Origin of the sequence: Sphaerisporangium corydalis (assembly GCF_025506355.1) — a bacterium.
GTDB classification, from domain to species: domain Bacteria; phylum Actinomycetota; class Actinomycetes; order Streptosporangiales; family Streptosporangiaceae; genus Sphaerisporangium; species Sphaerisporangium corydalis.
Genome location: NZ_JANZYP010000120.1, coordinates 1 through 8,936, shown reverse-complemented (window position 1 = coordinate 8,936; position 8,936 = coordinate 1). Strand labels below are relative to the sequence as shown.

8 protein-coding genes are annotated in these 8,936 nt (G+C 69.1%); 5 read left to right on the top strand and 3 right to left on the bottom strand.

Annotated features, from left to right (window positions below; translation table 11 throughout):
- A partial coding sequence (locus NYZ98_RS40720; protein WP_262850833.1) for a hypothetical protein occupies window positions 1-469 on the bottom strand: 469 nt, incomplete at its 3' end.
- Between the two features lie 334 nt (window positions 470-803).
- Here NYZ98_RS40720 and NYZ98_RS40715 point away from each other — a divergent pair.
- The 4 genes from NYZ98_RS40715 to NYZ98_RS40700 all read left to right on the top strand — a co-directional run bounded on the left by NYZ98_RS40715 (window position 804) and on the right by NYZ98_RS40700 (window position 4,181).
- Window positions 804-1,190, top strand: coding sequence for a VOC family protein (locus NYZ98_RS40715; protein ID WP_262850831.1), 387 nt, complete (start codon window positions 804-806; stop codon window positions 1,188-1,190).
- Between the two features lie 342 nt (window positions 1,191-1,532).
- Window positions 1,533-1,928, top strand: coding sequence for a response regulator transcription factor (locus NYZ98_RS40710; RefSeq protein WP_262850829.1), 396 nt, complete (start codon window positions 1,533-1,535; stop codon window positions 1,926-1,928).
- Between the two features lie 349 nt (window positions 1,929-2,277).
- A complete protein-coding gene (locus NYZ98_RS40705) occupies window positions 2,278-2,883 on the top strand; it encodes an ArsR/SmtB family transcription factor (protein WP_262850827.1) in 606 nt (201 codons plus the stop codon).
- Window positions 2,883-4,181 (top strand): MFS transporter, encoded by a 1,299-nt coding sequence (locus NYZ98_RS40700; RefSeq protein WP_262850825.1) that lies wholly within the window; start codon window positions 2,883-2,885, stop codon window positions 4,179-4,181. The genes NYZ98_RS40705 and NYZ98_RS40700 overlap by 1 nt, the downstream gene beginning before the upstream one ends.
- On the opposite strand, the gene NYZ98_RS41450 is transcribed toward NYZ98_RS40700, so the two are convergent.
- Window positions 4,178-7,228, bottom strand: a complete 3,051-nt coding sequence (locus NYZ98_RS41450) for an AAA family ATPase (protein WP_316249662.1) — start codon at window positions 7,226-7,228, stop codon at window positions 4,178-4,180. The two genes, NYZ98_RS40700 and NYZ98_RS41450, sit on opposite strands and share 4 nt — an antisense overlap.
- A 177-nt stretch (window positions 7,229-7,405) precedes the next feature.
- Between NYZ98_RS41450 and NYZ98_RS40685 the strand changes: the two genes are divergently transcribed.
- Window positions 7,406-8,032, top strand: coding sequence for a LysE family translocator (locus NYZ98_RS40685; protein ID WP_262850823.1), 627 nt, complete (start codon window positions 7,406-7,408; stop codon window positions 8,030-8,032).
- 139 nt (window positions 8,033-8,171) lie between these two features.
- Here the strand turns inward: NYZ98_RS40685 and NYZ98_RS40680 are convergent, their stop codons facing one another.
- Entirely contained in the window at window positions 8,172-8,729 is a 558-nt protein-coding gene (locus tag NYZ98_RS40680) for a YbhB/YbcL family Raf kinase inhibitor-like protein (protein ID WP_262850821.1), read from the bottom strand.
- Between the last annotated feature and the right edge of the window lie 207 nt (window positions 8,730-8,936).

Genomic DNA, 8,936 nt, shown 5'->3' with positions numbered 1-8,936 from the left:
TGCCGGGCTGGTCGGGAGTTGAGGCGGGGGTGGGTTCGGTGGGGTGGGAAGCGTTGGGGGTGGGGAGGTTCTCGCAGACGGTGATGATGATCGAGCTACTGGCGAGGTCACGTAGCAGGGTTGACGTTACTTCCGGCCATCGTGCCGGGGTCATGGCTTTCCAGTCGATGGCGATGCTGTCCGGCGGTGTTGCGGGAATGGTGGCGAGGATGTTGTGGAGGATGGAATCGGGCCCGCGCGGAATGAGGTCGTCACGCCAGAGTGCTGCGGCGGTGTCGGCTTTCTGGGGTGAGGGGTCGTGAAGCCATCGGAACGGGTTCAGACTTCGGAGACCTGCAGGGGTGTCGAAGCCTCGTAGCCAGCGAACCTGGGCGCATTTGCTGAGCTGGGGACGCGGAATGCCCTCGCCGGGAGCTCCGGAAAGGGCCGCCCCCGTGACAAGGACGGTGGTGACGAGCATCGTGATCACGGATGCCCTCCTTGGGCTCGATGTAAGGATCGAGGCCCCAGGATCATCTGAGCGGCGGTTGGGCTGGTTGGCCGAATCTCGCTCTGTGTATAACTCGCCATTGTGGATAACTATGACGACTGAAATGTGCACGCTCTGACCTGCAGTGATGAGGGTATCTGGGTAGGTGGAGGCGGACGTCCTGTGGATAACGCAGCCGCTCTGTTGAGGTTTTGGCTGATGATGCTCGGCGAGCGGTCAGAGGTGGGTTTTGCTTGATGAGCGGGGCAGGATTTCGCAATCAAGATGATTCGTCCACGGGCGGCGGGAGTTCGGGAGTGCGGGACCATGGGTGATGGCGCGGATCAAGGATGTTGTGGTCGATTGCCGGCACCCCGCATCGGTCGCCCGGTTCTGGGCTGCTGTCCTGGACGGCTACGAGGTCGCTCCCTACGACGATGCCGAACTGGAGCGGCTGCGAAGCAAAGGCATCGATGACCCGGAAGACGATCCGACCGTGCTGGTGCAGGCGCGGCCGGGTGTCACACCCCGTTTCTTCTTCCAGCTCGTGCCGGAGCCCAAGACCGCGAAGAACCGTTTCCATCTCGACCTGGCGTGCGACGATTTCGACGCCGAGGTGGAGCGGTTGGTCCACCTCGGGGCGCGTGTGGTGGCGAATCAGCAGAAATGGGTGGTACTCGCCGATCCTGAGGGAAATGAATTCTGCTTGCATGCCTCGTGAACGCCAGAAGAGCGGAGAGCGGCCTTAGGTCGGCGCCGTGATGGGACCCCCGGCCCGTGGTCCTGCCTTCACGCTTGCAGAGCTCCCGTAGCGCGACCTCGGGTCGAAGCCGTGATCGGCCCCTCGTGTCGGCTGCCGTGAAGGAGTCGGTGGCCCAGATCGCCGGCTGTGAGGGAGGGCGGCGGGAGGCTGGTCGCGCCCTCGTGCGAGGAGGTGCCGGAAGCTGGTGGTGTCCTTCGAGCGTGCGGATTCTCGGACGAATGGGGCCGTCGGGTGGGTCGGCGCGTGGAAAGTTCGGCAAAGGGCTCGCAGAACTTCCTTCCACGGGTTAGCCTCGCGGCCGTGGACGAGGTTCTGGGACGCGTGCTGGTCGTCGATGACGACGAGGTGATTCGGCAGCTCATCGCCGTGAATCTCAGCCTGGAGGGCTTCCAGGTCGAGACGGCGACCGACGGGCAGGACTGCCTCGAGCGGGTGGTGTCCGTGCAACCTGATGTGATCACGCTGGATGTGATGATGCCGCGCCTGGACGGGTGGATGACGGCGACCAAGCTCCGTGCGGACGACAGCACGGCTCACATCAAGATCATGATGATCACCGCCCGAGCCCAGGAGGACGACAAGAAGCGAGGCCTCGGGATCGGCGTCGACGCGTACCTGACGAAGCCGTTCGATCCAGCCGAGCTGATCCAGGTGGTACGCGACCTCGCCCTCGCCGCACGTACCACCAGCGCGTGAGCCGAGCAGAGCAGAGCAGAATCGTGAGCTGAGCTGAGCAGGAAGAGCGCTTACCTGCGATGAGTTCCTCTGCGTGGAATCAGGAACTTCGTCGATCTGCGCGCGTGCACGCCAGCTGAAGTCAAGGACTTCACCGTCCCGCGCCTGTACGCCGCTGAACTAGGGACTTCGGCGACGCGCGTCTGCTCGCCGCCGTTCGTGGGCCGTCTCGCCTTTGGCCACGACATCATCCACACCGTGTTCTCCAGACTCGCCCGCCAGGTCGCAGACGTGATGGCGCCTGCCTCGCGTGGACGCCTACCAATGTGAGACTTGACTCTCACGAATCGTGAGAGGAAACTCTCACGTTATGGAATCTGGCAATCGTCTGGGCGATATCGAGATCACCGATCCGCAGGCGATGCGGGCGTTGGCGCATCCGGTGCGGCTGGCGATCCTTGAGCGCCTCCAGCGGTACGGGCCGGCGACGGCTACGCAGCTTTCGCCCCATGTGGGAGCGACCCCGTCGGTGACCAGCTGGCATCTGCGGCATCTGGCGGGCTTCGGGCTGGTCCGGGATGCCGAGCCCGGGCCGGATCGGCGGCAGCGCCGGTGGGAGGCCGTGGCTCGCGGCTTCCGGTTCGACATGCCGGAGGATCCGGACGATGAGGTGGGCAGGTCCGCCGCGCAGGTCCTGTCCCGGGAGATGTTCCTGCGCGCCGGTGACTGGACGAACCGGTGGGTGGCCGAGGTCGAGCCCGATCTCGATCCGGTGTGGCGCAGGCACGCAGGTCTGGCCGACACCCGCGTCGTCGTTTCGGCCGACGAGCTCGCCGCCATCGAGGACGCGATCGAGGCGGTTCTGGCGCCCTACGTGACGCGTGACCCGGCCTCTCGGCCGGCCGGAGGCCGTGGCGTCCGGTTGATGCGTTATGTCCTGCCAGAGGGTGCCGACGAGCAGATCGGCCGGACGTGATGAGCGCCACCGGTCACGCCGTGCGCGGATCGCTGTGGCGTGATCGAGGGTTCCGTCGCTTCTGGGCCGGTCAGTCGGTCTCCCAGTTCGGCGACCGGATCACCGAACTGGCCCTGCCGTTGATCGCCGTGGGGGCGCTGCACGCTTCGGCCAATCAGGTGGCGTGGCTGACCGCGCTCATCTGGACCCCGAACCTGCTCGCGATCGTCCTGGGGGCCTGGGTCGACCACCATGCCCGCAAGCGGCGCCTGATGATCGTCGCCGACCTCGTGCGGGCGGCGGTACTGCTCACTCTCCCGGCCGCCTATCTGCTGGGGGCGGTGACGCTGGGCCATCTGTATGCCGTGGCGCTGCTGACCGGTGTGGCCGGGGTGCTGTTCAATACCGCCTATCCGCCCTTTTTCGCTCACCTGGTGCCGCGCTCGTCCTATATCGACGCGAACAGCAAGCTCAGCGCCAGCAGGTCCGCGTCGTACGTCGCCGGCCCGGCGATCGGCGGTGCCCTGGTCCAGGCGCTGACCGCTCCCGTCGCCATCGTCGTTGACGCCCTGACATTCCTGGTCTCCGCTGTCCTGATCGGTCGGGTATCGGTCGACGAACCGGAGGCCGCCGACGACGAAACGGAACCCTCGCTGCTGCGGCGCGCCCGGGAGGGGCTGGCCTTCGTCGTCCGTCACCCGGTGCTGCGGGCGGGGCTCGGGTGTGCGGCGACCGTCAACTTCTTCACCTTCGTCGCGGGCAGCGGCCTGATCGTGCTGTTCGCCAGCCGGAACCTCGCACTGTCCGCGGGAGCCATCGGTTTGGCGTTCGGGATCGGTGCGACCGGCGCGCTCCTCGGCGCCGTGATCGCTCCGAAGGTCTCACGGTGGCTCGGTGTCGGACGCAGCATCGCGGTGGGTGCGGTGATGTTCCCGGCACCGCTCGCCATCGCCGCCTGTGCGGGCGGCCCCCTCTGGCTTCGTGCCGGAGCCTTGGCCGCGGTCGAGTTCATCTCCGGGATCGGCGTCATGCTGTTCGACGTCAACCTCAACTCCCTGCAAGCCTCCGTGATACCCGACGGCATGCGCAGTCGTGTCGCCGGCGCGTTCAGCACGATCAACTACGGCATGCGCCCCATAGGCGCCATCGTCGGCGGCCTGCTCGCCACGCTCATCGGCCTCCGGGCCACCCTCCTCATCGCCGCCGTAGGCGGGGCACTGTCACTGCTCTGGCTGCTGCCTTCGCCGATTTCGCGTATCCGCTCCCTGACCCCGGACGATTCAACCGAAGAGGCACAGCTTGTTGGGTCGCAGGGTTAGGACGGGTGGCTTTCGTGGTGGACGTAGGCGGCGGCTTGGGTGCGGGAGGAGACGCCGAGTTTGCCGAGGATGTTGGACACGTGGACGCTGACGGTCTTCTGGGCGATGAAGAGCCGCTGCGCGATCTCTCGGTTGGACATGCCGGTGGCCACCAGGGCGAGTACTTCCTGCTCGCGGCCGGTCAGGGTGTCGAGGGCGCTCCCGGAAGGGGGTGAAACGGGCGGTTCCGTGGCGGCGGTGTGGCCTGCCTGCGCGGGCGCGGTCACGCCACGGGACGGAGAAACCGCCGCACCACGGGACGGAGGGGTGGCCGGATCCGGGGAGGTCGCGGATGTGTTCGGAGGGGGATGAGGAATCGTGGAGGGAGCTGTGCGGGGCTTTTGCGAGGGGAAGCGGGCCCGGCGGCCCAGGTCGGCCAGGGCGCGGGTCAGCGGTACGGCGCCTAATGCCTCGGCCGCCGCCAGCGCGTTCTCCCACTCGTGGTGCGCCTCCTCGCGGTGCCCCGCGGCCAGCAGCGCCTCGGTGAGGCGCCAGCGGGAGCGCGCGACCTCGTACACGAACCCGTAGTCGAACGCCTCGGCGACGGCCCTCCAGACGTCGGGGTCCGCGGTGCCCTGGATCCGGCGCCATTCGGCCTCGGCCCGCGCCAGCCAGGCCTGCCCTTCGACGCCGACCTCGCCACGGGCGCGGGAACCCGGCCCGATGGTGGCCGCGTGCTGGGCGCGTCGCAGCAGCTCGTCGGCCTGGTCGCGGCGGTTGTCGTCGCCCAGCTCGGCCAGCGCCCAGAGCCCCGTGGCGCAGATGCGGATCATCCCCGGGTCGTAGGGCTCAAGGACGGTGATGACCGCTTCGATGTGCTCGATGGCGGCCCTCGGATCACCGTTCCACAGGGCGTGCTCGGCGGCCAGTCCGCGCACGACGTAGGCCACGAACCCGTCGCCCCAGAAGGGCTTGAGCCACGCCATCCGCTCTTCGACGATCGCGTCGCCGCGCGCGATCTCGATGAAAAGGGCGTACCCGGACAGCCGCGCCTCGGGGAGCCTGCCCACCCGTACCGCGAAACTCGCGGCCACGGCGCTCGCCTGTTCCCAGTCGCCGGCCACGTAGTGGATGAGGAGCCGGAGGAAGCTGAGGTCGGTGCCGTACGTGCTCCAGGAGAGGCCCTTCTCGTGGGCCAGCCTGACCCCGCGATCGGCGCTGACGGCGGCGGCGGCCAGGCTGCCGCGCTCGTACTGGATGCGGGCGTGGTGGAACACGGCCCGGAGGTCGATGGACAGGTCTCCGGAGCTGACGCTGGCGAGGGCGAGCAGTTCCTGGGTCCGCTCGGTGTCGCCGTCGATGTCGGCCACCATGGCCAGGGTGATCAGGGCACTGGACTCGGCGTCGTGCACGCCGGCGGACCGGGCCACGGCGAGCGCCTGCCCCGCGAGGTCCTTCACCTCGTCATGCCGGTCACTCCACAGGAGGGCTCGTGCGTACGTGGCGAGCGCGCGGGCGAGGGAGCGGCTCGCGTGACCGGGGTCGCCGTCATCGTTTCCCGCGTTCTGCGCGGAGGCGCCTTCGGCATCGGGGTGCGGGGCCGCCGCGAGGTGGACGGCCGTCTTGGCGGCCTCGATGGCGGCGGGGTTCTCGTCCGCGTCGATGAGGTAGTACGCGAAGCGCTCCCAGAACTCGGACGTCACCTCCTCCTCGGCCATCAGCTCGCGCATCTGCTGGACCGCGCGATGCGAGTCGCCGTATTCGTTGGCCGCGGAGGCGGACAGCATCGCCAGCCGGGCGCGGCCGACGCCGGCCACCCGCGCGGCGTCAGGGACCTGGTGCCACAGGGCCAGCGCCTGGTCGTAGTGGCTGTGGGCCTCGGCGGGGGCGCCCAGGCAGTCGGCCCTGCGCCCCGCCTCCACCGAAGTGGCCAGGGCTCCGGGCAGGTCGTGGCCGGCGAGGTAGTGGTACGCGAGCTCGGCGGGCGGGCCGTCGTGGATGCGGGTGAACTCGCCGTGCAGCCGGGTGCGCTCGCCGGGGAGCAGGTCGGTGTAGATCGCCTCCCTGAGGAGGGCGTGCCGGAAGGCGTACCCGTAGTCGCCGTCGGGCAGCAGCAGGCCGCGCGAGACGATCTCGCGCATCGCCTCCTCCAGCTCCGCGCCGGCCAGGCCGGAGACCTTCTGGAGCAGCTCGTGGTCGACGCGGCGGCCCGCGACGGCCGCCACCCGCAGCACTCGCTGGGCCGGGTCGGAGAGCTTCTCGACGCGGGCCAGGAGCAGGTTGGCCAGGCCGTACGGGAGGCCCTCGGCGGCCAGGAGCTCCTCGGCGTAGAACGGGTTGCCCTCGGCGCGCTCGATGATGTCGCCGATCACCTTGGCGTCGGCGCCGCCGAGGGACACCAGATAGTCGGACATGTCGGCGCTGTCCAGCGGGCCGAGGGTCACGGCGGTCACCGTGGGAAGCCGCTGGAGCTCGGCGAGCAGGGGCCTGAGCGGGTGACGGCGGTGCAGGTCGTCGGTGCGGTAGGTGCCGACCAGGCAGACCCGCTCGTGCTGGAGCATGCGGCTGAGGAAGACCAGCAGGTCACGGGTGGACCTGTCGGCCCAATGAAGGTCTTCGAGGACGAACAGGACGGGCCGGGTCTCCGACAGATCGGACAGGAAGCCGAGCATCGAGCCGAAAAGCTGCTGCTGGGTGAGCCCGGAACCGGCCTCGGGCCCGAACTCGACCGACGCACCGGGCACCAGCCTGCGGAGCAGCGGCCAGGACTCGATCGCCGCGACCAGGTCGGGGTCGGGGTGGTCGCCGGCCACGCGCAGGGCGTCGGCGAGGGGGAGGTAGGGAAGGGAGTCTCCGAGCTCGGCGCACTGGCCGATCAGCACGGCGAAGCCCTGGGCGCGGGCGCGGGTCACGAGCTCGGTCACCAAGCGCGTCTTGCCGATGCCGGCGTCGCCGCCGACGGCCGCGACCCCCGCCTGACCGGCCGCGGCGGCGTCGAGCACACCGACCAGGCGGTCGAGCTCACCCGACCGGCCGATGAGAGCTCCCCCAGCTTCCCGCCACACCACGTTCGGAAGTATTCCACGGACCACCGACAGATCCACCTGCCTTATTCGCCGCGTGAAAGGGCTTGGCGGTGCGGGACCGGGTCTCCGGGGCGATGGGCCGGCAAGGGGCAGGTGGATGGGGAAAAGGGGGATAAGTGGCTCTCTTTTCTCGAAGTGGGGCGTTCTAGGGTCGGGGGCATGATCTCCCCCTCGACCTTGCTGGTCTTCTCGCTGGCCGCCATAGCCCTGGTGATCGTTCCGGGCCCCAACAATCTGTACATCACGGCCAGAGGCATCTCCCAGGGACGGTCGGCCGCGATCGCCTCGGCCTTCGGGGTGGAGACGGGGACGCTGGTGCACATCGCCGCCGCCGCGGCCGGGCTCTCGTACCTGATCGCCAGGTCGGCCGCCGCCTTCACCGCCGTCAAGTGGGCGGGCGCCGCGTACCTCGTCTATCTCGGGATCCGCACGCTGGTCAGCCGGAACGAGGAGACCGAGAAGACCGCGACCGGGCAGCCGCTCCACAGGGTGTTCCTTGAGGGTGTGGTGGTCAATGTCCTGAACCCGAAGGTCATCCTGTTCTTCCTCGCGTTCCTCCCCCAGTTCGTGGACCCGGCGGCGGGGTCGCCCGCGTTGCAGATCGTGGTGCTGGGGCTGGTCCTGCTGCTGCTCGGCATCGCCTGCGACATGGTGTACGCCGTCGGCGCCGGCACGCTGAGCAGGCTGCTGCGTGGCAGGCGCGAGCCGCTCAAGTACTTCAGCGGCCTCGTCTACCTCGGGCTCGGCGTCGCGACCGCGCTGGCCGGAGGCGGTCGCAGCCGCTGACCGGCCAGGGCGGCGAGGAAGTCGCGCTCGTGGCATCGAAGGGGTCGCGCGGGCCGTTGACCAGCCGAACGCGGCCCGGGTAGGCGGCAAGGGGACGTGTTCTCCCGCGTACAACCGGAGACCGTAGAGGGCGTGGTGGTCAGGACTGGGCTTTCCAGGTGCCGATTGTTTCGCCTGAGGTGATCGCCAAGCTCTCGATCTGTTCGCGTATCGCCTTCGCGTCGCCGTTCGGCTTGAGCGGCTCGCGCAGTGCGTAGACGATGAAGTGGTAGTGATGCACGCCGCTGGGTGGGCACGGCCCCGCGTAAGCGGCCTCGCCACTGCTACCCGGTGCCGCTTTGCCCGAGGAGTCCCCCTCGGCCACGCCTGTGTCCGTAGTGGACACGCCGGTCACGATCCAGTGGAGGTACGACCCGCCGGGCGCGTCGGGATCGTCGACCACGATGGCCAGCTCACGGGCCGCCTCGGGGATGCCGCGCCAGGTCAGCGGGGGCGAGACGTTCTGGCCTCCCTGGCCTGCGCAGACGTGCTTCCGGGGGATGGCGGCGCCTTCGGCGAAGGCCGTGCTGCTCACCTTGAGATCGGCAGGGGGTGAGTCGATCTCCGAGTCGGGCGCGGAGCTGTCGCCTGAGCACCCCGTCAGTGCGACCGCCAGGGCGAATCCACATGCGATGACACCGCGACCACCGATCTTCATCCGCCCAGGATAGCGAGCGGGGTGGCCGGGAGCTGGGACCCGCGATCGGGGGGCACGCGGGCGACGGCTGCGTGTATTTGTGTGGTCCTCGTGGACGCTTGCTGGCTCGCCGCCGTACAGGGCGCCGACTTGACCGTTCACCGTCCCGCCGCGTCGGCGCCCAATCGAAGGAGTCGATGTGCGAGAGGGGGTGGGGTGGGTCGGCCG